This window comes from Pseudomonas sp. KUIN-1 (assembly GCF_009176725.1).
Classification (GTDB): domain Bacteria; phylum Pseudomonadota; class Gammaproteobacteria; order Pseudomonadales; family Pseudomonadaceae; genus Aquipseudomonas; species Aquipseudomonas fragariae.
Genome location: NZ_AP020337.1, coordinates 4461025 through 4486322 on the forward strand (window position 1 = coordinate 4461025; position 25298 = coordinate 4486322).

The 25298-nt window shown below is 60.2% G+C and carries 23 protein-coding genes and 1 pseudogene; 15 read left to right on the top strand and 9 right to left on the bottom strand.

Features of this window, described 5'->3' with window-relative positions; genetic code table 11:
• Positions 1-2 precede the first annotated feature (2 nt).
• On the bottom strand, positions 3-2147 hold the full coding sequence (dinG, locus tag KUIN1_RS19980) for an ATP-dependent DNA helicase DinG (RefSeq protein ID WP_003402334.1): 2145 nt from the start codon (positions 2145-2147) through the stop codon (positions 3-5).
• A 107-nt stretch (positions 2148-2254) separates the two neighbouring features.
• On the opposite strand from dinG, the gene KUIN1_RS19985 reads away from it, so the two are divergent.
• From KUIN1_RS19985 to KUIN1_RS19995, 3 genes are all read left to right on the top strand, one after another.
• On the top strand, positions 2255-2719 hold the full coding sequence (locus KUIN1_RS19985; protein WP_003402333.1) for a CopD family protein: 465 nt from the start codon (positions 2255-2257) through the stop codon (positions 2717-2719).
• A gap of 180 nt (positions 2720-2899) precedes the next feature.
• Positions 2900-3859, top strand: coding sequence for a nucleoside-specific channel-forming protein Tsx (locus tag KUIN1_RS19990; RefSeq protein WP_152092220.1), 960 nt, complete (start codon positions 2900-2902; stop codon positions 3857-3859).
• A 26-nt stretch (positions 3860-3885) separates the two neighbouring features.
• Complete coding sequence (locus KUIN1_RS19995) at positions 3886-4917, top strand: purine-nucleoside phosphorylase (protein ID WP_024661129.1); 1032 nt, start codon at positions 3886-3888, stop codon at positions 4915-4917.
• Between the two features lie 66 nt (positions 4918-4983).
• On the opposite strand, the gene KUIN1_RS20000 is transcribed toward KUIN1_RS19995, so the two are convergent.
• A complete protein-coding gene (locus tag KUIN1_RS20000) occupies positions 4984-5742 on the bottom strand; it encodes a hypothetical protein (protein WP_024641631.1) in 759 nt (252 codons plus the stop codon).
• Complete coding sequence (locus KUIN1_RS20005; protein ID WP_152092221.1) at positions 5735-6010, bottom strand: DUF1145 domain-containing protein; 276 nt, start codon at positions 6008-6010, stop codon at positions 5735-5737. Before KUIN1_RS20005 ends, KUIN1_RS20000 begins: the two co-directional genes overlap by 8 nt.
• A 220-nt stretch (positions 6011-6230) precedes the next feature.
• Here KUIN1_RS20005 and KUIN1_RS20010 point away from each other — a divergent pair, with 220 nt between their 5' ends.
• Both KUIN1_RS20010 and KUIN1_RS20015 read left to right on the top strand, forming a co-directional pair.
• On the top strand, positions 6231-6728 hold the full coding sequence (locus KUIN1_RS20010) for a DUF6231 family protein (protein ID WP_152092222.1): 498 nt from the start codon (positions 6231-6233) through the stop codon (positions 6726-6728).
• 3 nt (positions 6729-6731) lie between these two features.
• The gene (locus KUIN1_RS20015) at positions 6732-7205 is read left to right on the top strand and encodes a YchJ family protein (protein ID WP_011268706.1); all 474 of its coding nucleotides are present in this window, start codon (positions 6732-6734) and stop codon (positions 7203-7205) included.
• Between the two features lie 88 nt (positions 7206-7293).
• Here KUIN1_RS20015 and KUIN1_RS20020 read toward each other — a convergent pair.
• From KUIN1_RS20020 to KUIN1_RS20030, 3 genes are all read right to left on the bottom strand, one after another.
• Positions 7294-8645, bottom strand: a protein-coding gene (locus KUIN1_RS20020; RefSeq protein ID WP_116892774.1) for an IS3 family transposase whose coding sequence is annotated in 2 segments (ribosomal slippage) — positions 7294-8186 and positions 8186-8645 — 1353 coding nt in all. Because the reading frame shifts where the segments join, the coding sequence is not laid out codon by codon here.
• A 237-nt stretch (positions 8646-8882) separates the two neighbouring features.
• A complete protein-coding gene (locus KUIN1_RS20025; RefSeq protein ID WP_152092223.1) occupies positions 8883-11318 on the bottom strand; it encodes a TonB-dependent receptor in 2436 nt (811 codons plus the stop codon).
• Positions 11319-11429: 111 nt separating this feature from the next.
• Entirely contained in the window at positions 11430-11981 is a 552-nt protein-coding gene (locus KUIN1_RS20030) for a hypothetical protein (RefSeq protein WP_003402313.1), read from the bottom strand.
• 117 nt (positions 11982-12098) lie between these two features.
• Here KUIN1_RS20030 and KUIN1_RS20035 point away from each other — a divergent pair, with 117 nt between their 5' ends.
• Positions 12099-12590, top strand: a complete 492-nt coding sequence (locus tag KUIN1_RS20035) for an LEA type 2 family protein (RefSeq protein WP_003402312.1) — start codon at positions 12099-12101, stop codon at positions 12588-12590.
• A 9-nt stretch (positions 12591-12599) separates the two neighbouring features.
• Here KUIN1_RS20035 and KUIN1_RS20040 read toward each other — a convergent pair whose 3' ends face one another.
• The 3 genes from KUIN1_RS20040 to KUIN1_RS20050 form a co-directional block, all read right to left on the bottom strand.
• A complete protein-coding gene (locus tag KUIN1_RS20040; RefSeq protein ID WP_003402310.1) occupies positions 12600-12929 on the bottom strand; it encodes a hypothetical protein in 330 nt (109 codons plus the stop codon).
• Positions 12930-13119: 190 nt separating this feature from the next.
• Positions 13120-13368, bottom strand: a complete 249-nt coding sequence (locus KUIN1_RS20045; RefSeq protein WP_003402309.1) for a DUF1654 domain-containing protein — start codon at positions 13366-13368, stop codon at positions 13120-13122.
• A 128-nt stretch (positions 13369-13496) separates the two neighbouring features.
• Complete coding sequence (locus KUIN1_RS20050) at positions 13497-14153, bottom strand: LexA family protein (protein ID WP_003402307.1); 657 nt, start codon at positions 14151-14153, stop codon at positions 13497-13499.
• A gap of 158 nt (positions 14154-14311) precedes the next feature.
• Here KUIN1_RS20050 and KUIN1_RS20055 point away from each other — a divergent pair.
• From KUIN1_RS20055 to KUIN1_RS20105, 9 genes and pseudogenes are all read left to right on the top strand, one after another.
• Positions 14312-14511 (top strand): annotated as a pseudogene (locus KUIN1_RS20055) (SEC-C metal-binding domain-containing protein).
• Between the two features lie 232 nt (positions 14512-14743).
• Entirely contained in the window at positions 14744-17218 is a 2475-nt protein-coding gene (locus KUIN1_RS20060) for a penicillin acylase family protein (RefSeq protein ID WP_152092225.1), read from the top strand.
• A gap of 670 nt (positions 17219-17888) precedes the next feature.
• On the top strand, positions 17889-18935 hold the full coding sequence (locus KUIN1_RS20075) for a ligase-associated DNA damage response exonuclease (protein ID WP_003402302.1): 1047 nt from the start codon (positions 17889-17891) through the stop codon (positions 18933-18935).
• Complete coding sequence (locus tag KUIN1_RS20080; RefSeq protein ID WP_111522725.1) at positions 18932-20635, top strand: ATP-dependent DNA ligase; 1704 nt, start codon at positions 18932-18934, stop codon at positions 20633-20635. Before KUIN1_RS20075 ends, KUIN1_RS20080 begins: the two co-directional genes overlap by 4 nt.
• 343 nt (positions 20636-20978) lie before the next feature.
• Positions 20979-21761 (top strand): transporter substrate-binding domain-containing protein, encoded by a 783-nt coding sequence (locus KUIN1_RS20085; RefSeq protein ID WP_003402298.1) that lies wholly within the window; start codon positions 20979-20981, stop codon positions 21759-21761.
• A 77-nt stretch (positions 21762-21838) separates the two neighbouring features.
• Entirely contained in the window at positions 21839-22567 is a 729-nt protein-coding gene (locus tag KUIN1_RS20090; RefSeq protein WP_152092226.1) for an ABC transporter permease, read from the top strand.
• On the top strand, positions 22564-23274 hold the full coding sequence (locus KUIN1_RS20095) for an ABC transporter permease (protein WP_152092227.1): 711 nt from the start codon (positions 22564-22566) through the stop codon (positions 23272-23274). Before KUIN1_RS20090 ends, KUIN1_RS20095 begins: the two co-directional genes overlap by 4 nt.
• A gap of 12 nt (positions 23275-23286) precedes the next feature.
• A complete protein-coding gene (locus KUIN1_RS20100; RefSeq protein ID WP_024660072.1) occupies positions 23287-24405 on the top strand; it encodes a succinylglutamate desuccinylase/aspartoacylase family protein in 1119 nt (372 codons plus the stop codon).
• Between the two features lie 9 nt (positions 24406-24414).
• Positions 24415-25179, top strand: coding sequence for an ABC transporter ATP-binding protein (locus tag KUIN1_RS20105; protein WP_152092228.1), 765 nt, complete (start codon positions 24415-24417; stop codon positions 25177-25179).
• Positions 25180-25298 lie beyond the last annotated feature (119 nt).

A 25298-nucleotide genomic window follows, 5' to 3' on the forward strand; every position in this document is an offset into this window, starting at 1 on the left:
GCTCACGTTATTTCCCGGCGGAACGGTGGCAGCGCATTGAGAATCGCCTTGCCATAGCGCTGGGTGACCACCCGCCGGTCCAGCAGCGTGATGGTGCCGCGGTCCTCTTCGGTGCGCAGCAAGCGGCCACAGGCCTGCACCAGACGCAACGAGGCATCGGGCACGGCGATCTCCATGAACGGGTTGCCGCCACGCGCTTCGATCCACTCGGCCAGCGCGGCCTCGACCGGGTCATCCGGCACCGCGAACGGGATCTTGGCGATGACCACGTGTTCGCAGTAGGCACCGGGCAAATCCACACCCTCGGCGAAGCTGGCCAGCCCGAACAGTACGCTGGACTCGCCGCTGTCGACGCGTGCCTTGTGCTTGTTGAGGGTTTCCTGTTTGGACAGGTTGCCCTGAATGAACACCTGCTTGCGCCAGTCACGGTCCAGACCGTCGAACACATCCTGCATCTGCTTGCGCGACGAATACAGCACCAGCGTGCCCCGCGAACCTTCCACCAGACCGGGCAGGTCGCGAATGATCGCGGCGGTATGCGCCACCGAGTCACGCGGGTCGGCCTTGAGGTCGGGTACGCGCAGCACGCCGGCATCAGCGTGATGGAACGGGCTTGGCACCACCGCGGTCACCGCCCCCTTGGGCAGGCCGGCGCGCATGCGATAGCGGTCGAACTTGCCCAGCGCGGTCAGGGTCGCCGAGGTGACCAGCGCTCCGTAGGCGATGTTCCACAAGTTGCGACGCAGCATTTCCGCCGCCAGGATCGGGCTGGCATTGACCTCGATATCGAACATTGCACCGCTGTCGGCCAGGGTCAGCCAGCGCGCCATTGGCGGGCTGTCTTCCGGGTCTTCGGCGGTGAAGGCTGTCCACAATTCCCAGTTGCCATGCGCGCGAGCCAGCAGGCTGCCGAACAGCGGATACCACTCTTCGGCCTGATGGCTGGCGATGCCGATGTTGACCTCACCGTCCATGCCTTCCTTGAGCAGCTCGGTCAGGCGCGTGAACAGGTCGTCGAGGCGCGCGAAGCCCTTCTTGAGCTCGATGCCCATCTCGCGAATGTGCTCGGGAATCACGCCGCCGACAAAGCGGTGACGTGGGCGCTCGCGGCCCTGCATGTCTTCACCGGCGCGGAAATCCGCCAGTTGCTCGCAGGCACCGAACATGAACTGCTGATGGCCCTTGATCTCGCGAGCCAGCTCCGGCACCTGCTCGATCAGCTTGCCCAGATCGCCGGGCAGCGGATGCTGGGCCAGCAGTTTGGCGAGGTTCTTGGCGGTCTGTTCCAGCCAGTCGGCGGTCGACTTCAATCGGGTGTAGTGGGCAAAGTGGCCGATGGCTTTGTCCGGCAGGTGATGACCTTCGTCGAAGACATACAGGGTGTCACGCGGGTCCGGCAGCACCGCACCGCCGCCCAGTGCCAGGTCGGCCAGCACCATGTCGTGGTTGGTGACGATCACATCGACCTTGCCCATGCCTTCACGCGCCTTATAGAAGGCGCACTGCTGAAAGTTGGGGCAGTGCCGGTTGGTGCACTGGCTGTGATCGGTGGTCAGACGCGCCCAGTCCTGATCGGCGAGTTCCTGTGGCCAGCTGTCGCGATCGCCGTCCCACTTGTTGCCCGCCAGCTTCTGCAACATGCTGGTGAAAAGCTTCTGGCTGGCCTCATCGACTTCGATCTTGAAGCCTTCTTCCTCGAACAGCTGCGCGGTCGCGTTGGTCGCGTCACTTTCCTGCAGCAATGCGTCGAGCTTGGACAGGCACATGTAACGCCCGCGCCCCTTGGCCAGGGCGAAGGTAAAATTCAGACCGCTGTTGCGCATCAGGTCCGGCAGGTCCTTGTAGACGATCTGCTCCTGCAGGGCGACGGTCGCGGTGGCGATCACCAGCCGCTTGCCTGCCGCCTTGGCGGTGGGGATCGAGGCGATGGCGTAAGCCACGGTCTTGCCGGTACCCGTCCCGGCTTCGACGGCCACTACCGCAGGATCGCCCGAACGACGGCCCTCTTCATCGGTGTCAATGTCCCCCAGCACCTTGGCGACTTCAGCGATCATCAATCGCTGGCCATAGCGTGGCTTGAGGCTCTTGGCTTCGAGGAAACGCGAGTAAGCGCCCTGGATCTGGGTTTTGAGTTCGGTACTGATCATTGGCTTCGGTTCGGGGGCACGGCTAAAAAGGCTGGATAAATTTTCAGTAGTTCTGAGTGGGCGCTATCATAGCGCGCTAAATCCATCCGCGCAGAACGGAGTGTCCGATGACCGCTTTTTCTACTGTCTATACGTTGCATCTGCTGGCTGCCCTGGTGTGGGTTGGCGGCATGTTTTTCGCCTGGATGGTGTTGCGCCCGGCAGTCATTGCAGCACTTGAAGGCCCTTCTCGCCTGAAAGTGTGGGTCCAGGTATTTCCGCGCTTCTTCGCCTGGGTCTGGGCTGCGGTGGTGCTGCTGCCGATAACCGGCATCGGCATGATTCAGCTCAACTTCACCGGCTTTGAAACCGCACCGCGTTATGTGCAGATCATGATGGGCCTGTACGTCGTCATGGTTGCGCTGTTTTTGCGTATCCAGTCATTGCAGTTGCCTGAGCTGCGTCGCGCCGTGGAAGCCGAACAGTGGGCCGAGGGCGCGGCAGCACTGGGCAATATCCGCAGCCTGGTCGGCATCAACCTGATTATTGGTCTGGCCGTGGTCATGCTCGCCGCTGCTCGTCCGGGCCTTTGAGGTAAAACGGAACATCACGGGGCACTGGCGGTGACACCGCGCACAGCTTGCGGGCGTTTTCCTGCCCGATCGGTCATCTTCTGCACTTGATATCCAAGGCATTCAACATCTTGAAACAGTTTGGCATGGGCTGTGCAAACGCTTGCGATCAGCAGTACGCGCCCACGAAAAGGAGCTTCAATGCCACAGCCGCCATTCACCCGACCCGCAATGCCCTCAAGATTTCTCATGCCTCTGCTGTTCGCCGCCGCCGCGGCGCTGCCCTATACAAGCGTCCTGGCAGCACCCGCCACTGCCGAAGACTCGGCGCAAGGCGAAGCACTCAGCCCGCCCGCCTCGCCCAAGGAAGGTAAAGGCGCGTATTTTTCAGACTGGTTCAACCAGGACCTGACGCTTATCGGCAGCAAGGACATCAGCTTCGGCCCCAAGCCCAACGATGACATCTACCTGGAGTACGAATACTTCGGCCGCAAAGGGCCGTTCGAGCTGTATGGCTATGTCGACGTGCCGAAGATCCTCGGCATCGGCAATGATAATGACAAAGGCGTCTGGGACCACGGCTCGCCGCTGTTCATGGAGCACGAGCCACGCGTCTCGATCGACTACCTCGCCGGACGCAGCCTGGCCATCGGCCCATTCAAGGAATGGTACGTCGCCTTCGACTGGATCTATGACCACGGCAGCAATACGGCCAACCGGGCCAACACCCTGTACAGCGGCCTGGGCACTGACATCGATACCCACTCGCGGGTCAATCTGTCAGCCAACTTCTATGGCCGCTACCAGTGGGAGAACTACGGCGCCAGCAACGAGTACTCGTGGGACGGCTACCGCGCGCAGCTCAAATACATCGTACCGATCAGCACCTTCGATAACGGTGCGTCGCTGACCTACATCGGCTTCACCAACTTCGATTTCGGCTCGGACCTCAAGAACGATCCGGCACGCACCGGCAACTCCACGGTCGCCACCAATGTGCTGCTTTATGCCTTCACGCACCTGCGCTTCACCCTGGTTGGCCGCTACTTCCACAACGGCGGCAACTGGCAGGACGGCAGCGAGCTGAACTTCGGCGATGGCAACTTTCGCGCGCGCTCCGATGGCTGGGGCTATTACGCAGGCGTGGGTTACCAGTTCTGAACCTTATTATGACGACAGGAGTTTTCATGAAACACACCACTCGCAACACGCTCTGCGCCACGCTGGCACTGCTCAGCCCGGCTGTCTGGGCGGCTACCGCACCGGTGGCACCGGTCACACCCAAGGTCATGCTGATCGCGATGTTTGCGCCCGAAGCACAGAACTGGATCGACCGGCTGCACCTGACCAAGGAAATCCAGGTGCCCGGCCTTGCCGCCGAGTACCCGGCCATACGCTGCAATGATCAGGACGTGTGCCTGCTGGTCACCGGCATGGGCCAGACCAACGCTGCGGCATCGACCCTGGCGCTGGCCCTGTCGCCGCAATTCGACCTGCGCAAGACGTACTTCATTGTCGCGGGCATTGCCGGCATCAACCCGCACCGCGGCACACTCGGCACCACGGCCTGGGCGCATTATCTGGTGGAGTTCGGCACGCAGTGGGAAATCGACTCCCGCGATGTGCCCAAGGAATGGCCGACCGGTTATCTGGGCATCAACACCAAGGGCCCGAACGAGAAGCCGCCACTGGATTACAAGACCGAAGTCTTCGAGCTCAACCCCAAGCTGCAGGCCAAGGCGTTTGCCCTGTCGCACAAGGTGACGCTCAGCGAGAGCAAGGAATCAGCCGCGTGGCGCGTCAAATACCCTTATGCGCCGGCCAACCAGCCGCCGCAGGTCACGCAGTGCGACACGCTGGCGGGCAATACCTGGTTTTCCGGGACGCGTCTGAGCGAGCGTGCGGAAGTCTGGACCAAGCTGCTGACCGACGGTAAAGGCGAGTATTGCACCACTCAGCAGGAGGATAACTCCACCTACGAGGCTCTGTTGCGAGCCAGCAAGGCCGGCAAGGTCGATGTCAATCGCCTGGCTGTCGTGCGTGCAGGCTCCGACTTCGATCGTCCGTATCCGGGTTACAGCGAAGTGGACAACCTGCTCAAGTACGCCGATCAGGGTGCCTTCGTCCCGGCGCTGGAAAACCTTTACCGCACCGGTAACCCGCTGGTGCAGGCGATTGTCGGCGACTGGAAGAATTGGGAAAAAGGCGTACCGCAATAATATGATGTGAAGCGATTCGCGACTGTCCGGATCATGGCCTTGCACCTGATCCGGACATCTCGCAGATTACAGACGTTGCAGGATCAACGCGCCTGCCGGTCCTGGAGCACCTGGCAGACCGGGCTCACCCTGTCTGCCAGCCTTGCCGCCTTCAGCGCGGTAGACGATACAGCCCTTGGACGCACCGCCCTTGCCTGCCTTGCCGCCTTCGCCAGCCTTGCCCGCTGCGCCACCCGCGACATTCACCTTGATGCGTTCGGCCGGATAGCTCTGTGGCAATTCGAGACGAACCTGCGCGCCCGCAGCACCATCGTGGCCATTGCCGCCGCTGTCGCCGTTATAACCACGCCCGGCCCGGCCCCAGGTGCAACCAGGGTCTTCGCCCGTGCCGCCGTCCAGCCCGGCATAGCCTGGGCTGCCTGCACCACCGCGGGCGTCAATCGACAGTTCTTCAGCATCCAGGCTCTGCAGGCGCAGGGTCAGGTTGCGTCCAGGCCGTGCCGGTTTCTCGAACGTACCCGGCGCGCCCCGTGCGGTGATCTGGCTGCCGGTGCCGAACTCACCGTGCAGCACGACCATGTTGAACGCCTGCACACCAGGGACGATGGCAATTCGCGCTTCGTGCCCCAGCACCAGCTCGCCAATCTTCACATCATCGATACCGGCCGGGATCAGCAGAGTGCCGTAGTCGGCCACTTCAAGGCGCTCGACCTGCAGAACGCTGCTGTTGCCAGGCAGACGCATCAGCGAGTGCGGAGCAACGATAATTGCCTGGGCCATGGCCAGAGGGCTGAACAATGCTGCCAGCAGAACGAGCTTACGCATGAGTGTGTCCCCTGACCGGACGGCCGATGGATTGAACGTGAAAGATGCCGAACAGGATGATTTTGCCCCGGTCGCGCCACGGAAGCCGGCGACCGCGCAGGCTGCCGTTGAACAGGATCAGTTCCAGCAAATGAGTCAACAGCAGTACCGCGCCGGCCATGTCGATCATCACGCCAAACGGGCTGGGCGCCTCAATCACCGCGTTGACCAGCACCACCAGCCAGAAGCCCAGCATCAATATCTTTCCCAGCCCCCAAAACACCTTCATTGCCTGCCCACCCCTTGTCATGATCCGTTACGAAATTGCAGTCTTCGCATGCTTTTCGTCGCCGCACAGTAGACGTGCTGTACGCCGAATATGCCAGCGGTGTGTTGAAAAAGATCAAGCATAGATCGTTGTCGTGCATCTGTGGACACCGGCCTTGGACTGACGGCTGTTCAGAGCCGGCCCGGCAGGCTAGTCTTGTTCGTCAACCAGAGGACTTTCAATGACCGTCGGCTACTCGAACCGTACGCCCCAACAAGCGCTGGCCGCCCTGCTCGATCGCTGTGCGCCGCACCGCCTGCTGTTGATCGGCGCTCAGGCGTTCCCGGCGTTGCAAGCCTTTCAGGAGGCCCACCCGCAGACCGAGGTGGCGCTGGCCGAACCCGGTGCGCTGCCTGCCCATCTGGCGGCGCAACGTTTCGATCTGGCGCTGGTGGTCGATTGTCTGGAACACATCCCCAAGCGCACTGGCCTGGAACTGCTGGGTGGCATCCGCAACCTCAACGCCAGCCGCATCGCGGTGCTTGCCGATTTGCAGGCCTGCGGTTGGCAGGAGACCGATTTTTTCTCGCTGGCGCTGCAATGCAGCGAACGCTTCGCCCGCGACGAGCAGGTGCTGAACCTGTTTACGTACGACTTGCGTGAGTACAAACAGGTGCCCGACTGGCTGAACGCGAAGTACTGGGCCAACCCGGAGAATTTTGGAAAGTATTGGTGGTGACCTATGAGTAGTGCCATTTGCCCCTGCGGCAGCGGCGATCTGTTGTTGGCCTGCTGCGGTCGCTATCACGCAGGTCAGCCTGCACCCGGCGCGGAAAAGCTGATGCGCTCGCGCTACAGCGCCTATGTGCTGGGGCTGACCGACTACCTGGTGCAGACTACTTTGCCGGTGCAGCAAGGCGGTCTGGACCGTGAGGCCATCGCTCAGTGGAGTGCGCAGAGCACCTGGCTGGGTCTGGAGGTAGAAAGCTCGGAGGTGTTCGGCGGCAAGCCGGAGCATGCGTTCGTGACCTTTACCGCTCGCTGGCACGATGGCAATGGTGAGCACAGTCATAGGGAGCGTTCGTCGTTCGTGCAGAATCAGGGGCGCTGGTATTTTATCGACTCAACCGTGCCGTTGAAGGCTGGGCGTAATGATGCGTGTCCGTGTGGCAGTGAGCAGAAGTTCAAGAAATGCTGTTCGGCTTATGTGGAGTGAGTTGCGGCTCTTTGCCTGAGCGTCCAGAACTCCGCGTTCGACTATCGTTCCCATGCTCCGTGGACTGCCCCCCGAAAGTTGGACAGTTTTAGCTCGCCGCCTGAGCCCTGTATTTTACGGGGCTCAAGCCGTTTAGCTTCAGCTTGATGCGGTCATGGTTGTAGTAGCGGATGTACTCATCCAGACCTGCCTTCAGCTCTTCTATGCTTTCAAATCGTTTCAAATAGAAAAACTCGGACTTCAGCGTACCAAAGAAGCTTTCCATTGCGGCATTATCCAGGCAATTTCCCTTACGAGACATGCTTTGCTTTACACCCTTTACCGCCAGTTTCTGACGGTACTGCGCGTGTTGATACTGCCAGCCCTGATCCGAGTGCATCACAAGCTTCGGCTCGTCCTGCAACTGCTGGAGAGCCTTGTCCAGCATATTGGTGACCAGCTCGAAGCACGGCCTGGTAGACACTTCGTACGCCACGATCTCACCGTTGTACAGGTCCATCACGGGCGAGAGATACAGCTTTCGATTGGCCACTTTAAACTCGGTCACATCGGTCACCCATTTCTGGTTCGGGCGTTGCGCCGTGAACTTGCGCTCCAGCAAATTCGGCGCAATTTTCCCGACGGTGCCCTTATAGGAGCGGTACTTCTTGGGTCGCACAACTGATCTGAGGCCCAGTTCAGCCATCAATCGCTCCACAACCTTCTTGTTGACCAACGTGCCTGAGTTGCGAATGACCGCCGTGATACGCCGAGCCCCATAAAGACCTCTCTCCTCGTGATAAACACGCTCTATCTCCTGCTTCAGAGCTGCATCTGGATCGGGTCTGGATTGCACCTGAGCCTGATAGTAAAACGTGCTGCGCGCCAGGCCCGCCAGCGTCAGAAGGGCGCACATCGGAAACCGGTTCCTCAGTTGTTTGACGATCAGGGCTTTTTCTTTTGCCGTCGTTGCTGCTCCTTCAACTCTTCCAACTTTTTTAGGTAAGCGTTCTCCATGCGCAGGTATTCAAGCTCGGCCATTAACTGGTCGCGTGTCTTGTGCGTATCGTCAGCGGTTACGGGTTCGGTGGGATAAGGCTTCTTGGGCATGGCAGCAGGCTTTCTTCTCGTGGGAACGCGCGGGGCTAGACCGTCACTGTAATGCTGCTGTTCCCAAATGACTATTTGGCCAGGATCACCAATACCAAAATGCGCTGCGGTCTGGCGAAGCGACAGCCCATGCTCGCGCTTGTGCTCAAGCACTGAGCGTTTGAAGGCTTTACTGTACCGAAGACCAGGCTTGCGATGGCCTGTGTGCCCATGGCTCTTGTAATTGGCGACCCAGCGTCGAAGCAGGCTGAAATCGATCGAGAACTGGCTGGCCACCTTGCGAAAGCCGATGTTGCCTTCAAGGTACGCTTTGACGACGGTGAGTTTGAATTGCTCTGAATACTTGGCCATTTGAACACCCCCATTAGGTCGGATTGGTGTCCAACTTCTTGGGGGCAGTCCACCGCGTGGGAATGCAGTTCGTGACGCTCCGCGTCACACGGCGCTTCTGCGCTGTCAGGTGGATTGGGGCTCGACTCAGGTCACCTTTTCGCCTCTGACTATCGTTCCCATGCTCCGCGTGGGAATGCCGTTCGTGACGCTCTGCGTCACACGGCGGTCTGCGTTATCAGGTGGGTGTGGCTCGCCTTAAAACTCCAATTGCGCCGAAAACGCGACGGTGCGTGGGTCGCCCAGGTAGCTGCTGTTGAGCCAGTATTCTTTGTTGGTCAGGTTGCTGACGTTGACGCGCAGGGTCAGGTCGTTTTCTGCAAGGCGCAGGCGGTAGCGGGCTCCGGCGTCGAAGGTGGTGAAGGACGGCAGGTCGTTTTCGTTGCTTTGATCGGTGTATTGCTTGCCGGTGTAGAACGCCCCGCCGGTCATGGCCAGGCCTGGTACAGGGTTGATGTCGTATTCGGCATAGACCTTGGCCAGTTGCTTGGCGACGTTGGTTGGTACGTTGCCTTCATCCGCTGCGACACCGGTTTTCTTGATTTTCGGGTCGAGCAAGGTAAAGCCGCCCACCACGGTCAGTTCCGGGATGACCTTGCCGGTGACGCTGAATTCCAGGCCGTTGTTCTCCTGACGTCCGTCCACGACGTAGATGTTCGCGCCTGTGGTGTAGCCGTTGGGCTTCTCGATGTTGAACAGCGCCAGGGTCAGCAGGGTTTCGCCCAGTGTCGCCTTGGCACCGATTTCGTATTGTTCGCTGATTTCAGGCGCAAACGCCTGGCCGGCATTGGCGGTGCCGCCAGGCGCGACGCCGCCCGATTGCAGGCCTTCTATATACGTCGCGTAGGTGGTCAGCCACGGCAGCGGTTTATAGACCAGCGAGATGTTCGGCGAGGTCTTGCTCTCGTTGTAGGTGGTCTCGGTTTCGGCGGAACCGAACGCCTTGGCGTAGACGAACTCGTTGGCGTAGGTTTTGATCTGTGTGTTGGTCACACCCAGGATCGCCGACCACTGCTCATTGAAAGTAATGACGTCACCGATCAGGACGTTATTGCTTTCCGAACTGTTGGCCAGGCGCTGGTCGCCATGCCCGATGGAGTAAGACGGTTTACCGACCTGAGGCGTCTGGTCCAGCGGTATCGTGCCCACCGGCGAGGTGTATTGCGGGCCTGGCTGATCGGGCGTGTACGGAATGTGATCCTCGTACTGTTTCTGCCGTGAGGTATTGCCCTGATAGCCCACAGTGACCTTGTGACCGATAAAGCCGGTATCGAACGCCGCATCGAGGAACAGCGAACCGGTCTTTTCTTCGGTTTCAATCGGCGCGAAGGCATACAGCGGCTGCGAGTAAAGGCCCGCGCTGTAGACCGTCGGCCCGGTGTAGGTGTTCTCCGAGGTGTACTGCTGGGCAGCGAAGGCCGCGCGCAAGGTGAACGTGTCGTTCAAGCGCCACTTGGCACGCACGCCGGCCTTGTCGGACTCGTAATCGGAAAACGACCACTTCTGGCTGTAGAGCTTGTCGTTGTCCAGCGATGCCGCGCCGGGGCGCAGGGATTGGTCACCGAAATACCAGTAACTGGTCAGGCCGCGAATTTCGGTCTTCTTGTGCGAGGCGTCGAACTGCACCAGCAGGTCGTCGGACACGTTCCAGTCCAGCGCCAGGGAAATCATCTCGCGGCGACGCTTGTTCAGATCGACAGCGGTTTCGCCATCCTGAGTCAGCACATTGAGGCGATAGGCGAATTTGCCCTCGCTGTCGATCGGCCCGCCGAAGTCACCATGCAGGTAGTAATTCTCACCCCCGGCATTGCCCAGGGTGACGCTGTTGTAGCGTTGATAGGTCGGGCGCTTGAGCACGTAATTGACCAGCCCGCCCGGCGAGGCCGGACCATACAGGAAGCCGGTCAGACCGGTGATGACTTCCAACTGCTCCATCTCTTCCATGTAGTTGCTGCCGTCGGCACCGTTGGTGAAACGCAGGCCATCATTGGCGATGTTCAGGCTGCCCGCGCTGCTGAAGCCTCGAATGTTGACGGCACTGGCATAACCGGCGCTGGTCGGCGAGTACATCTGGGTGAACGGGTTGTGCTTGATGACATCGTCCAGCGAGGTGGCCTGGATGTTTTTCAGCAGCGCCTGAGGCGTTACGCTGATGGAATAAGGCGCGTCCTGCAGCCGCATGCCACCCAGCGCGCCGACACTGCTGACGTTCTCGCTGCGATAACCTGCGGCTTCCGAGCCTTCGAGGGGCGTGCTGTTGGCGTTGATGTTCACGTCCGACAGGTTCAAGGCGTTCTGTTCCATGACCATCAGCGTGTACGTCCCGGCGCTGCTCTGCACCAGTTGCAGGCCGCTGCCACGCAGAGCCTCGCGTAAGGCCGTGGCCGCATCGAAATTGCCTTTCACCGCCGAGCTGGTCTTGCCGGCGACCAGCGCCGGGGCAAGACTCAATGCCAGGCCACCCTGGCTGGAGATCTGATTCAGCGTAGTGGCCATCGGGCCTGCGGGCAGATCATAGGCAACCACGCTGGCCTGCTGCGCCGCCATCGACAGCGGGCTGGTCAGAGGCGTGCACAGGGCGATCGCCACGGCCAACAGACTGGGACGCAGAAGGGTGTCTAACGAACGGGACATCGGGCAACTCCTGATGGAATACTTCTCAATGCCTGTTAGCCGGACGAACGCTCGAAAGTAACAGGGCTGATTGAAAATAATTCCGTTTCAGGAATCAGCTGACTGGCAGCATCATTCCGGGATGATCTTCAGGTGCGACGTATCGGGCGCCTCCTGCGCCTCGGCTTTTTCGACCTGGCCCATGTCGCTGCCCAGCGGGGCCAGGCTCAAACGCGAGAGATCCAGCAGCGGCGCAACAGGCTGAGGCTTGCCGGGCAGCAACTCGACGCCCGCTTCTGCGACCGAGTAATCCGGCGCATCGACGTCCACAAAAGCCGCCATGTAAGCGTCGCGCGGTTTGATCTGCAAACGCCCCGGACTTACCGAGGCTTTGCGCAACCAGTTCGGTGCGTCGGGCGGTGGCGCCAGTTCGACCTCTTCCATGGGCGGTGGCGTGTTCATTTCCAGCACACGCACCAGCGCGCCTGCGCGCTCGAGGGTGGCGCGGTATTTCTCTGCGGTTGCCGCGTCGAGATTGTTTTTCAGAACCAGTCGGCGCCCCGAGAACAGCAGGTCCAGACGTTCGGCATCTGCATTGAACAGCTTGCCAAGGTTAGCCCTTACCTTCTCGGGTTGTGCTCCAGCGACCAGTTCGGCGCTGAAGACAATTTCGTAGAGATTCATGGAAGAAGACACCAATATGCACGTCAGTAAAAGTATGGCGTAGCGTCAGACAGCGCAACAAGCGCGTTGCCCTCGACCGTCGAGTTGGTAGACTCAGGTGTCAAAGGGAGCACATCCATGTCTTTTCAGGCGCACATTACAAGAATCATAAGCCTTGCGTTGATCCTGTTCGGGCTCAGCGGATGCTCGCTCCTGAGCTTTGACCGCGCTCAGGAACCGGAAGTGCATTTGCTGAAGGTCCAGGTGGTCAAGGCGAGGCTGACACAGCAGGATTTCAAGCTGTACTTCGAAGTTGATAACCCCAACGAAGACAGCTTGCTGGTGCGTGGCCTGAAGTACAAGATCACCCTCAATGACATGGTCCTTGTCGATGACACGTTCAGCGACTGGTTTGTCGTCGACGGTAATAGCCGCAAAACCTTCGTGGTGCCGATTCGCACCAACCTCTGGCGCTACGCACGGTACATCGCTCAACTGCTGAAAAAACCTGATGAGCTGATCCATTATCAGCTGGACGGCAAGCTCAAGACCGGAATCGTGTTCAGGCACAACGTCCGCGTCGGCACATCAGGCGATGTGCTGCCGCAAGACCTGATCCAGCGCCGATGATCATTCAGCCTATCCGCCTAGCTTGCCCTTGATCAGTTCCAGAAGAAACTTCCAGATGTCCGCGGCCCACAATGCCCGGTTGACGGCACTGATCAGCGCACCACCGAACGAGCCCAGCAGAAACCCCACGCCCGTGGTGTTGCGCGGATCTGCGATGCCAAGGTAATCACTGGCGATGCCGGTGAGGAACACCGCACAGGCCACACCGGTCACCAGAAAAACCAGCCAGGCACGCCAGTCAAGCAGACCTGCCTTATGCCACCAGCCAGAAATGATCGCACCCACCAGACCGGCTACCAGCCATTCGCCTCGGTCTGCCAAACCATTCAAGATATCCATCACTTCTGACTCCGTTCAAGAAATACAGCCGTTCACGAACACAGAAAAATTCAGACACTGGGGGACCTGCCGGGGGATTGCCGCGGCGCCGGCACCGTTCAAAAAACTAAAAATTAAGCATGCTTAAAATCACAGGCAAACGTGCACCATCAACCCACCGGGCTATCGGGAGAGCAACGGAGGCTTGAGGTCAGTTATCGATGTAGCGCTGCCAGCCGATCCTTACCGAACCGTCTGGCTGACGGTCAATCTCGATCCCTTCGGTCTCTTCGATTTCCTGCAGCACCACGTTCCAGCTGTCCACGGGCTCATCATCACGACGGGCGACGATGACCCACTGGGTCTTTTGAACATTGGGCGCGGATACCAGCCGTTGAATGCGCTTGCCGATCTGCTCGTAGGAAGACCTGCCTGCCGATCCATTATCATTGCCAGCCATGACAGCCTCCGAGGCATAACTGTATATAAATACAGTATTCCAGCTGTAGGAACCTCGCAAGCATTTCGTAGGACGTTTCCTGACGAGCATTTTCGGTGAAAACGCCCGCACGCCTTGTCAAACAAGGCTTACAGCTTGCCGGTCATCCTCACCGCAACGCCGATAATGCGACAGTCGGCACCGCACTCGATCATTTTGTACGCCGGGTTCAAGGGCTTCAGGTAGCGTGTGCCGCCGTCCTCGACCAGCTTCTTGAACGTCGCCTCGTTGCTGGCGGGCAGCTTGGCGATCACCAGCTTGCCGGGCTGCACATCGGCCTCCGTGTCCACCAGAATCATCATCCCTTCCGGCACACTGACGCCAGTGGGCGCGGTCATCGAATCGCCCTTGACCTCCAGCCAGAACGCCGGCCCCTTGGAGTCATAGTCGGAGATTTCATAGCGGTCGGAAAAACCGTCGGGGTAAGGCTGAACCGCTTCCTCCCAGGAGCCTGCCGACACCCAGCTGATCACCGGATAACGGAAAGACATGTCCGGCTGATCGATCAGCGCAACGTTGGCGTCGAAGGCAGGCGCTTTTTCCGGTCCCTCGCCAATCGCCAGCCATTCGGCACGAAAGCCCGTGGCCCGCGCCAGTGCGTAAAGGTTTTCCGGCCGCAGGCTTTTGCTTTCCCCGCTGATCCATTGGGTAACGGCAGAGTTGGCCACGCCGCACTGGGCGGCAATTTCACCTTTCTTCAAGCCACTGGCGGCGATTGCCCTGGCGATACGTTCCTGTCGGGTCATGAGTCGGCTCTGCATAAGGGAATAAAGAACGCTGAAAAACGCTCGACTGAAACTAAGCATACTTAAAAAATGGCGCTGTGCGAATCGCAATATGCCGATACTGCTTGGCCATGATTTACGGGATAATGCGCGCCAGATTTAATTGCGGAGTAAAACCGATGAACCAGCAAGACCATGTGCAGGCCCCGATTGCAACCATGACCACGATCACCACGACCACCAGCACGGCCATGTACACGGTCCGAACTGCGGTCATGCCCACCAGGAGCCGGTGCGTAATACCCTTAAGGATGTCGGTCGTAACGATCCCTGCCCGTGCGGCAGCGACAAGAAATTCAAGAAATGCCACGGCGCGTAAGGCGCGGAGCATTCTGACGACGGCCTGCATTGCAGGCCGTTTTCATTTGAGTGTGCTGCATGCTTTCAAGGCATGTAGCCATGGCTGCAATGTGGCGCAGAGCGTGGCGAGCAAGAGGCGTCTGGCCAGCCTCTGCAAAATCCTGAAATAAACTAGTCCGTGCCGCTTGCGTGCGGCTTGCCTGCTCTCTAACGTAGCGACTTTTGTACGTTACCCCTCCAGGAGCTTGCCCATGGCCTCGCCAGCCCTTCGTCATTTTCTACTCCGATTCGGCGCTGCCGCTGCTGCGGCGAGCTTCCTGAGCCTTGCCGGCTGCCAGTTGGGCGGCAACGATCCCGAGACCGTGCTGCCTGTTTCCGGGACGTTCCCGCTCAAGGGGCTGGCGCAGAACGTTTCCGTGCGCCGCAACAACATGGGCATGCCGCTGATAGAAAGCAGCAGCTACCACGATGCGCTGTTCACGCTGGGCTACGTTCATGCCGGTGATCGAATCAGTCAGATGCTCGGCATGCGCCTGCTGGCGCAGGGCCGTTTGTCGGAAATGGCCGGCGCGGATGCGCTGGACGTCGACCGCCTGATGCGCTCGGTCAACCTCAAGCAGAACGCCAGCGACCTGTACAACGCCGCTTCGCCGCGTTTGAAACGCTTCTTCGATGTTTATGCGCGCGGTGTGAACGCCTACCTGTTCCGTTATCGCGACAAGCTGCCTGCCGATATCGCCAGCTCGGGCTACAAGCCGGAATACTGGAAGCCGGAAGACTCGGCGCTGATCTTCAGCCTGCTCAACTTCAGCCTGTCGGTCAACCTGCAGGAAGAGCTGTCGGCGCTGGTCCTGGCGCAGAAAGTCAGCGCGGACAAGCTCGCCTGGCTACTGCCGACCTACCCTGACGAAGAATTACCATTTGCCGAAGCCGACAAGCTCAAGGGCCTGAACCTGAACAATCAGGTCACCGGCCTGAGCGATCTGAACAGGATCGCCCTGCAGCTCTCGGACCTGAACATGCTCGGCGTCGCGGCCTCCAGCAACTGGGCCATCGCGCCACAACGCAGTCGCAACGGCAAAAGTCTGCTGGCCAGTGACATGCAACTGCCTGCCGGGCTCAATTCTGCCTGGAGCTTCGTGCAGATCCGTGCACCGAAATACCAGGTGTCCGGTGTCACCATCGCCGGTATGCCACTGGTACTCAGCGGTTTCAACGGCAAACTCGCGTGGAGCATGAGCAACGTCAAGGGCGACAATCAGGACCTGTTTCTGGAGAAGATCAAGCGCGAAGGCAACCGCGTTTCCTACATGGTTGACGGCAAATGGCTACCAGCGACGGCCCATCAGGAAACCTTTCTGGTCAAGGGCGGCAGCCCGCTGCGTGAAACCGTGTACGAAACCCGCCACGGCGCGCTGCTCAACGCCTCTGCAACCCCGCCCGGCAACGGTTTGAGCCTGGCGCTGCAAGTCCCGAACTTCAAGGACGACAAGAGCCTGGATGCGTTCTTCGATCTGTCCCGTGCACCTAACGTCGAGAAAGCCTTCGACACCAGCCGCGAGATTCGGGCGATCACCCTGAACATGATCTTTGCCGACGCCTCGAACATTGGCTGGCAGGTCACTGGCCGCTTCCCGAACCGCCGCGAAGGCCAGGGCCTGCTGCCTTCGCCGGGCTGGGATGGCAAGTACGACTGGGACGGTTTTGCCGACTCGATGCTTCATCCCTATGATCAGGACCCGCGCCAAGGCTGGCTCGCCGCAGCCAATCAGCGCACGATTCCGAAAGGCTACGGCATGCAGCTCTCCAACTCGTGGGGCTACCCGGAGCGCGCCGAGCGAATTGCCGAACTGGCCAACGGGGGCAAGCAGGACCTGCGCAGCACCATCGCCATGCAATACGACCAGACCACGACGTTCGCCGCCAAGCTCAAGAGCATGTTTCAGGCGCCCGGCATGAGCAAGCCGCTCAAGCAGGCCGTTGATGCCCTGCCCGAAGCCGATCGCAACAAGGCCCGTGAAGCGTTCACGCGCCTGATGGCGTTTGACGGCAAGCTCAGTGCTACCTCGGCTGATGCGGCGCTGTACGAGCTGTTTCTGCAGGAAAGCGCCAAGCAGATTTTCCTTGATGAGTTGGGTCCGGAGACCAGCCCTGCCTGGCAGGCACTGGTCGCCAACGCCAGTTCGTCCTACTCGCCACAGGCCGACCACTTGCTGGGTCGCGATGACAGCCCCTATTGGGATGACGTCAAAACCCCGCAGAAGGAAGACAAACCGGCCATCCTCGCGCGCAGTCTGGCGGCCGCCATCACCAGCGGCGACAGCCTGTTGGGCAGCGATCACAAGGCCTGGCAATGGGGCAAGCTGCACCGTGACAACTGGGCCTCGACCAGCCCGCTGGCCAAGCAGTTGGGTGGCGGCGAGTTCAACCGGGGCGCCACGCCGACGGGCGGTGATCACACGACGCTGAACGTATCCGGCTTCGAGTGGGGCAAGGGCTTCGACGCCCGCATGGCACCGGGTCTGCGCATGATCGTAGACTTCAGCCTGGTCGAACCGATGACCGGCCTGATCAGCACCGGCCAATCCGGCAACCCGGCCAGCCCGTACTACGCCAACAGCATCGAGCCGTGGCAGAAAGGCCAGTACCAGTCGATTCCGGTGCAACAACAGAACTACGAAAAGGGCTACGGCAAACAGCGCCTGACGCTGACGCCGGGCAAGTAAGCGCCGAAAACCGGACGCAGAGGGAGCATGGGCACGATGGTGTTCTTCAGTACACCTATCGTTCCCACGCTCCAGCGTGGTAATGCAGTTCGTGACGCTCCGCGTCACACAGTTCTGCGATTCAGTGAGATTCAGGCTCGGCTTGAGTCATCAATGTCCGGGAGAAACACCATCGTGCATAAAAGCGCTTTTCTGTCGCGATGGCACTGACGACGCAGAGTGCGACGTAAGTGACGGCTGAGTCCTGGCGCTGATCCGGGGGTAGCCTGGCAGGACGCCAGGCTAGCCGCACCGCGCCATGGATGGCGCGTTGCGGCGACCCCCGGATCAGTGACAGGGCGAAGGAACCCGACGAAGTCGGGCCGGAAACCGGAGCGAGGGGGTTTGCCTACTTTGGCCCCATCAAAGTAGGTCGCCGAGGGGCGAAAAGGTGACCTGAGCCGAACATCAACCCACCTGACATCGCAGAACCCCTGTGTGACGCGGAGCGTCACGAACGGCATTCCCACGCGGAGCATGGGAACGATAGTCAGAGGCGAAAAGGTGACCTTGAGTCGAGCCCTGATTCACCTGCTGTCGCGCCTCACACTCCGCAGCGCTCACGCAAACTCCCCGAACTTCCAGATCCTTCCCGGCTCATAGCTAACAAGCCCATCCATACGGTTGCCCCATGGATCTTGTCGTTGCGCGCCCCGAAGGTTTGTACTGCCCACCCGGTGATTTCTATATCGATCCATGGCGTCCTGTCGAACGCGCCGTCATCACCCATGCGCATGGCGATCATGCCCGCACGGGCAACGAGCATTACCTGTCAGCCGCCAGTGGCGAGGGTATTCTGCGTTCGCGCCTTGGGCAGGACATTAATCTGCAGACTCTGGAGTACGGCGAAACCATCACCCATCACGGGGTGAAACTGAGCCTGCATCCGGCCGGGCATGTATTGGGGTCGGCGCAAGTGCGACTGGAGTACCAAGGCGAGGTCTGGGTTGCTTCCGGCGATTACAAAGTCGAGCCGGACGGCACCTGTGCGGCCTTCGAACCGGTGCGCTGCCATACCTTTATCACCGAATCGACCTTCGGCCTGCCGATCTATCGCTGGGCGCCGCAGGCGCAGATCTTCGAAGGTATCAACCAGTGGTGGCGTGCCAATGCAGCCCAGGGCAAGGCCAGCGTGTTGTTCGCCTACTCGTTCGGCAAGGCCCAGCGCATCCTCCACGGCATTGACGCGCAGATCGGACCGATTCTGGTCCACGGCGCCGTCGAGCCGCTGAACCGCGTGTATCGCGAGGGCGGCATCTACATCCCGGAAACCCAATACGCCGGCGATTTCAAAAAGACCGATCCCGCGCTGCGCCAGGCGTTGATCCTCGCCCCGCCTTCAGCGGGCGGCAGCAGCTGGATGAAGCGCTTTGGCGAATACAGCGATGCGTTTGCCAGCGGCTGGATGATGCTGCGCGGCACACGACGCCGGCGCGGTGTGGACCGCGGTTTTGTGCTGTCCGATCACGCCGACTGGCCGGGCCTGCTGTGGGCTGTCGAACAGACCGGTGCCGAACGCGTCATGGTGACCCACGGCTCGGTCGGCATACTGGTGCGTTACCTGCGTGAACTGGGTCTCGACGCACAGGGCTTCAGCACCGAATACGGCGATGAAGAAGACAGCAACCCGGCAGCCGGCGAACCCGAGGCGGCAGGCACGGGTGAGGCTCAGTCATGAAAGCCTTTGCTGAACTCTACGCACAGCTGGACGCGACCACTTCCAGCAACGCCAAACTCGCCGCAATGCGCGACTACTTCGAAAAGGCGGCAGCAGAGGACGCCGCCTGGGCGGTGTACTTTCTGTCAGGCGGCCGCCCACGGCAACTGGTGCCGACCCGTGTACTGCGCGAACAGGCCATGACCCTGGCAAGTCTGCCGGAATGGCTGTTCGAAGAGAGCTATCAGGCGGTCGGCGACCTGGCGGAAACCCTGTCGCTGTTACTGCCCCAGGCCGACCACAGTAATGACGAAGGTCTGGCCACCTGGATGGAAGACAAGCTGTTGCCATTGCGCGGCCTGCCGCCTGAAGAACTTGCCGAGCGGCTGCCGATGTTCTGGTCGCAGTTGGACCGCAGCAGTCTGATGGTCTGCATCAAGCTGATCACCGGCAGCTTCCGCGTCGGCGTGTCGAAGCTGCTGGTCACCCGTGCGCTGGCGGCGCTGGCAGATATCGACAGCAAACGCGTCGCACAACGGCTGGTGGGCTACACCGATCTATCGCACAGGCCCAGCGCCGAACGCTATTTGAAGCTGATCGCGCCGGAATCCGAGGATGAGCACGCCCAACGCGGCGGCCAGCCCTACCCGTTTTTTCTCGCCCACTCCCTGCAACAGCCCGCCGATCAGTTTGAGGCGTTGCTCGGTCCGGCGCAGAACTGGCAGGTGGAATGGAAGTGGGACGGCATTCGCGCGCAACTGGTCAAACGCGACGGGCGCTTGTGGATCTGGTCACGCGGCGAAGAACTGGTGACCGACCGTTTTCCGGAGCTGCACAGCCTGGTGCAGTGCCTGCCGGACGGCACGGTGATCGACGGCGAAATCGTGGTCTGGAAAGCCCCCGATGCGAACCCCGATGCCGATGCGGAGTTTGCCTTGAACAGCGATGCTCCTGCGGCAGCGCCTTCGGTCCAACCGTTCGCCCTGCTGCAACAGCGCATAGGCCGGAAGACGCTGGGCAAAAAGATTCTTGCCGACGTTCCGGTCGTGGTGCTCGCCTATGACCTGCTGGAGTGGCAAGGCGATGACTGGCGCAGCCGCCCGCAACATGAACGCCGCTCGCAACTGGAAGCCTTGATCGAAACCTGCAAGAGCGAGGTGCTGATGCCCTCCCCGGTGCTCAGCGGCAAGGATTGGCTCGACCTGGCCACCCAGCGCGAAGCCTCCCGCAGCCTGGGCGTCGAGGGCATGATGCTCAAGGCTCGCGACTCGCTGTATGGCGTCGGTCGCACCAAGGACATGGGGGTGTGGTGGAAATGGAAAATCGACCCGTTCAGTGTCGATGCCGTGCTGATTTACGCGCAACGCGGTCACGGACGACGCGCCAGCCTGTACAGCGACTACACCTTTGCGGTATGGGATGGCCCGCCCGAAGCCAGTGAACGCACGCTGGTGCCGTTCGCCAAGGCCTACTCGGGGCTGACCGATGAAGAAATGCGCAAGGTCGACGCCATCGTTCGAAAGACGACGGTGGAGAAATTCGGGCCGGTCAGCAGCGTAACGCCGACGCTGGTGTTCGAGCTGGGCTTTGAAGGCATCGCCCTGTCGAAGCGCCACAAGAGCGGCATCGCGGTGCGTTTCCCGCGCATGCTGCGCTGGCGCCAGGACAAGCCCGTCGCCGAAGCCGACAGTCTGGCGACGCTGCAGGACCTGCTGAACTAGAGCACCAAAAAGGCGCACGCCAAATAGCGTGCACCTTTTTGAAACACCGGAGAACGAATCATCCCGCCTCCCTGCAGGAAACTTCCTGATTCGTTACCAATCTTCCGCTCTGTATCACCTGACACCGCACCTTGCGTAGGACCGGGCGATGAACACCAACCCTGTAAGCGCGCATGGGCGGCCAATTGCCAGCCGTATATATGAAATAGCGACAACCCCTTATATTTCAAACGCACGTTCGTTCCTCTGGTTCGGAAATTGCTAACCAATGCCTATCTGGCACTTGCCGGTAGCACGCTTCGCGTATTCCCAACGCCCCATTTAAGGTTTTAAGGACTGAACAATGAAAAAAGCATGGCTGACTCTTTCTGCACTGGCTCTGTGCATCGCCGCCGGTAACACCATGGCCAAGGAATACAAGGAACTGCGCTTCGGCGTCGATCCATCTTATGCACCGTTCGAATCCAAAGCAGCCGACGGCAGCCTGGTCGGCTTCGATATCGATCTGGGCAACGCAATCTGCAAAGAGCTGAAAGTCAAATGCAAATGGGTCGAAAGCGACTTCGACGGCATGATCCCCGGCCTCAAGGCACGCAAATTCGACGGCGTTATCTCCTCGATGACCGTGACCCCTGCTCGCGAAAAAGTCATCGACTTCTCCAACGAGCTGTTCTCCGGCCCGACCTCGCTGGTGTTCAAGAAAGGTGCAGGCTTTACTGCCGACCCGGCCAGCCTGAAAGGCAAGACCGTGGGCTATGAGCAAGGCACCATTCAGGAAGCCTACGCCAAGGCGGTACTGGACAAGGCCGGTATCTCCACCAAGGCCTATGCCAACCAGGATCAGGTTTACTCCGACCTGACCTCGGGCCGTCTCGACGCCTCGATCCAGGACATGCTGCAGGCCGAACTGGGCTTCCTGAAATCGCCAGCCGGTGCTGACTACGAAGTCAGCAAGCCTATCGACAGCGAACTGCTGCCAGCCAAAACCGCCATCGGCATTGCCCAGGGCAACAAGGAACTCAAGGCGTTGCTGGACAAAGGCATCGAGGCGATGCACAAAGACGGCACCTACGCTGAAATCCAGAAAAAACACTTTGGCGACCTGAACCTCTACAGCGGTAAATAACACCCCGACGCCCATCGATTTCGGCGATCATTCGTCGCCCGATCGGTGGGCGTTTTTGTTGGTAACAAGGCCTATCCATGCTCGATGCACTCATGCAAAACCTGGGACTCTCGGCATTCAGCCTGAAGGGCTTTGGCCCGCTGTTGCTGGAAGGCACCTGGATGACCGTCAAACTGGCTGTGCTGTCGCTTGCGCTGAGCATTTTGCTCGGACTGATAGGGGCCAGCGCCAAACTGTCGAGCTCTGCGCTGCTGCGCGTGCCGGCGCAAATTTACACGACACTGATCCGCGGTGTTCCGGACCTGGTGTTGATGCTGCTGATTTTCTACAGCCTGCAAACCTGGCTCACCATGCTGACCGACGCGATGGAATGGGAATACATCGAGATCAACCCGTTCGGCGCAGGCGTCATCACTCTGGGCTTCATCTATGGTGCGTACTTCACCGAGACCTTTCGCGGCGCGATTCTGTCCGTGCCTCGCGGTCAGGTGGAAGCAGCGACGGCCTATGGATTGAAACGCGGCCAGCGCTTTCGTTACGTTGTGTTCCCGCAGATGATGCGTTACGCGCTGCCGGGTATCGGCAACAACTGGCAGGTGCTGCTCAAGGCGACTGCGCTGGTATCGATCATCGGCCTGGCCGATCTGGTCAAGGCGTCACAGGATGCGGGCAAGAGCACCTATCATCTGTTCTATTTCCTGGTGCTGGCAGCATTGATCTACCTGCTGATCACCAGCGCCTCGAACTTCGCCCTGCGTTGGGCTGAGCGGTATTACGCCGCAGGCAGCCGGGAGGCACAGCGATGATCGAATTGCTGCAGGAATACTGGAAACCCTTCCTTTATACAGATGGCGTCAACGTCACCGGCCTGGCGATGACCATGTGGCTGCTCAGCGCCTCCATCGCCATCGGCTTCTGCGTGTCGATCCCGCTGTCGATTGCGCGGGTGTCGAGAAACCGCTGGGTGCGCTGGCCGGTGCAGTTCTACACCTACCTGTTTCGCGGCACGCCCCTCTATATACAGCTGCTGATCTGCTACACCGGCATTTACAGCCTTGCCGCGGTGCGTGAACAGCCGATGCTCGATGCGTTCTTTCGCGATGCGATGAACTGCACGATCCTGGCCTTCACCCTGAACACCTGCGCCTACACCACGGAGATCTTTGCCGGGGCGATCCGCAGCATGGCCCACGGTGAAGTCGAAGCGGCCAAGGCCTACGGCCTGACCGGCTGGAAGCTTTATGCCTACGTGATCATGCCGTCAGTGCTGCGCCGCTCTCTGCCTTATTACAGCAACGAAGTGATCCTGATGCTGCACTCGACCACCGTGGCCTTTACCGCCACGGTGCCGGACATCCTGAAAGTGGCGCGGGATGCCAACTCCGCCACCTTCATGACCTTCCAGTCCTTCGGTATCGCCGCCGTCATGTACCTGACCGTGACGTTCATTCTGGTCGGGCTGTTCCGCCTTGCCGAACTCCGCTGGCTGGCCTTTCTCGGCCCGGCCCATTAATCAGGACTGAACATGCGCCATCACACCCATGACTTGCTGTCGCCAGTGCCCGGCACTGGCCGGCAAATCCACAGCTTCCATTACGGGCCGCAAAACGGCGCCGGCAAAGTCTATGTCCAGGCATCGCTGCATGCCGACGAGCTGCCGGGCATGCTGGTGGCCTGGTACCTGAAGCAGCGTCTGGCCGAACTGGAAAACGCCGGTCGTCTGTTGGGCGAAATCGTTGTGGTGCCCGTCGCCAATCCGATCGGTCTGGAACAGGTGCTGATGGACACCCCGCTGGGCCGCTACGAGCTGGAAAGCGGGCAGAACTTCAATCGCGGGTTCAGCGACCTCGGCACTCAGGTCGGTGATGACATCGAAACCCGACTGACTAACGACGCAGACCACAACCGCGCGCTGGTAAGGAACAGCCTGCTGGCGGCGCTGAATGCCGTACCGGCGACCACCCAGTTGCAATCGCTGCGCCTGACTCTGCAGCGCCTGGCCTGCGATGCCGACATGGTGCTGGACCTGCATTGTGATTTCGAGTCGGTCGAGCACCTGTACACCACGCCCGAAGCCTGGCCGAAAGTCGAACCGTTATCACGCTACCTGGGCGCGCAAGCCAGCCTGCTGGCGACCGACTCAGGCGGACAGTCGTTCGACGAGTGCTTCACCCTGGTCTGGTGGCAATTGCAGCAACGCTTTGGCGAGCGCTTTCCGATGCCCATGGGCAGCTTTTCAGTGACCCTGGAGCTGCGCGGGCAAGGCGATGTCAACCATGCGCTGGCCAGCCGCGACTGTCAGGCGATCATTCATTACCTGATCGATGCCGGCATCATTGACGGCGATCTGCAGCCGCTGCCCGAACTGCTCTACCCCGCTACGCCACTGGCAGCGGTCGAACCGGTGGCTACGCCGGTCGGCGGCCTGCTGGTGTTCTGCGCGATGCCCGGCGAACACGTCGAAGCCGGCCAGCTGATTGCCGAGGTCATCGACCCGATCAGCGACACCGTGACCTGCATCCATGCCCTCAACGCAGGCCTGCTGTATGCGCGTTCCCTGCGCCGCATGGCGACTGCCGGCATGGTCATTGCGCATATCGCCGGTACCCACGCCTATCGCAGCGGCTATCTACTTTCTCCTTGAGGACCTGTCATGTACAAACTGACCATCGATGGCCTGCACAAAAGCTATGGCGACAACCACGTGCTCAAAGGCGTATCGCTCAAGGCCAGCAGCGGTGACGTCATCTGTCTGATCGGCGCCAGTGGCTCCGGCAAGAGTACCTTTTTGCGCTGCATCAATTTTCTCGAACAACCCAGTGACGGGGCGATGAGCCTGGATGGCAAGCAAGTGCGCATGGTCAGCGACAAAGACGGTATGCGCGTTGCCGACCCGGATGAGCTGCAGCGTATCCGCACGCGGCTGGCGATGGTGTTTCAGCACTTCAACCTGTGGGCGCACATGACCGTGCTGGAAAACATCACCATGGCGCCGCGCCGGGTGCTGGGCGTGCCCAAGGCCGAAGCCGAGGCTCGCGCGCGCAAATACCTGGAAAAGGTCGGTCTGCCGGAGCGTGTCGCCGATCAGTATCCTGCGTTTCTTTCCGGTGGTCAGCAGCAACGCGTTGCCATCGCCCGTGCGCTGGCGATGGAGCCGGAAATCATGCTCTTCGACGAGCCTACATCCGCGCTGGACCCGGAGCTGGTCGGTGAAGTGCTGAAGGTCATTCAAGGCCTGGCTGAAGAAGGCCGGACAATGATTCTGGTCACCCACGAAATGGGCTTTGCGCGCAAGGTGGCGAGCCAGGTGGTATTCCTGCACCAGGGCCAGATCGAAGAATCCGGCCATCCGGATGAAGTCCTCTACAACCCGAAAAGCGAGCGTTTGCAGCAGTTCTTGAGCGGCAATCTGAAGTAGCACGGATTGCTGCGTACACACGTCTGGATCCCCCCTCAAATCTCGTTCCCACGCTCAAGCGTGGAAGACGCTCTACGTCATCAAGAGGACGCAGAGCGTCCAGAACGGCATACCGACGC

Coding starts and splice junctions, on each gene's coding strand:
- KUIN1_RS20005 (WP_152092221.1), bottom strand. CDS start 6,010: ATGAAGGTGTTTTGGGGGCTGGGAAAGATATTGATGCTGGGCTTCTGG.
- KUIN1_RS20025 (WP_152092223.1), bottom strand. CDS start 11,318: ATGTCCCGTTCGTTAGACACCCTTCTGCGTCCCAGTCTGTTGGCCGTG.
- KUIN1_RS20060 (WP_152092225.1), top strand. CDS start 14,744: ATGGCCTCGCCAGCCCTTCGTCATTTTCTACTCCGATTCGGCGCTGCC.
- KUIN1_RS20105 (WP_152092228.1), top strand. CDS start 24,415: ATGTACAAACTGACCATCGATGGCCTGCACAAAAGCTATGGCGACAAC.
- KUIN1_RS20095 (WP_152092227.1), top strand. CDS start 22,564: ATGATCGAATTGCTGCAGGAATACTGGAAACCCTTCCTTTATACAGAT.
- KUIN1_RS20040 (WP_003402310.1), bottom strand. CDS start 12,929: ATGGATATCTTGAATGGTTTGGCAGACCGAGGCGAATGGCTGGTAGCC.
- KUIN1_RS20100 (WP_024660072.1), top strand. CDS start 23,287: ATGCGCCATCACACCCATGACTTGCTGTCGCCAGTGCCCGGCACTGGC.
- KUIN1_RS20075 (WP_003402302.1), top strand. CDS start 17,889: ATGGATCTTGTCGTTGCGCGCCCCGAAGGTTTGTACTGCCCACCCGGT.
- KUIN1_RS20015 (WP_011268706.1), top strand. CDS start 6,732: ATGAGTAGTGCCATTTGCCCCTGCGGCAGCGGCGATCTGTTGTTGGCC.
- KUIN1_RS20000 (WP_024641631.1), bottom strand. CDS start 5,742: ATGCGTAAGCTCGTTCTGCTGGCAGCATTGTTCAGCCCTCTGGCCATG.
- KUIN1_RS19995 (WP_024661129.1), top strand. CDS start 3,886: ATGAAACACACCACTCGCAACACGCTCTGCGCCACGCTGGCACTGCTC.
- KUIN1_RS20050 (WP_003402307.1), bottom strand. CDS start 14,153: ATGACCCGACAGGAACGTATCGCCAGGGCAATCGCCGCCAGTGGCTTG.
- dinG (WP_003402334.1), bottom strand. CDS start 2,147: ATGATCAGTACCGAACTCAAAACCCAGATCCAGGGCGCTTACTCGCGT.
- KUIN1_RS19990 (WP_152092220.1), top strand. CDS start 2,900: ATGCCACAGCCGCCATTCACCCGACCCGCAATGCCCTCAAGATTTCTC.
- KUIN1_RS20030 (WP_003402313.1), bottom strand. CDS start 11,981: ATGAATCTCTACGAAATTGTCTTCAGCGCCGAACTGGTCGCTGGAGCA.
- KUIN1_RS19985 (WP_003402333.1), top strand. CDS start 2,255: ATGACCGCTTTTTCTACTGTCTATACGTTGCATCTGCTGGCTGCCCTG.
- KUIN1_RS20080 (WP_111522725.1), top strand. CDS start 18,932: ATGAAAGCCTTTGCTGAACTCTACGCACAGCTGGACGCGACCACTTCC.
- KUIN1_RS20045 (WP_003402309.1), bottom strand. CDS start 13,368: ATGGCTGGCAATGATAATGGATCGGCAGGCAGGTCTTCCTACGAGCAG.
- KUIN1_RS20085 (WP_003402298.1), top strand. CDS start 20,979: ATGAAAAAAGCATGGCTGACTCTTTCTGCACTGGCTCTGTGCATCGCC.
- KUIN1_RS20090 (WP_152092226.1), top strand. CDS start 21,839: ATGCTCGATGCACTCATGCAAAACCTGGGACTCTCGGCATTCAGCCTG.
- KUIN1_RS20035 (WP_003402312.1), top strand. CDS start 12,099: ATGTCTTTTCAGGCGCACATTACAAGAATCATAAGCCTTGCGTTGATC.
- KUIN1_RS20010 (WP_152092222.1), top strand. CDS start 6,231: ATGACCGTCGGCTACTCGAACCGTACGCCCCAACAAGCGCTGGCCGCC.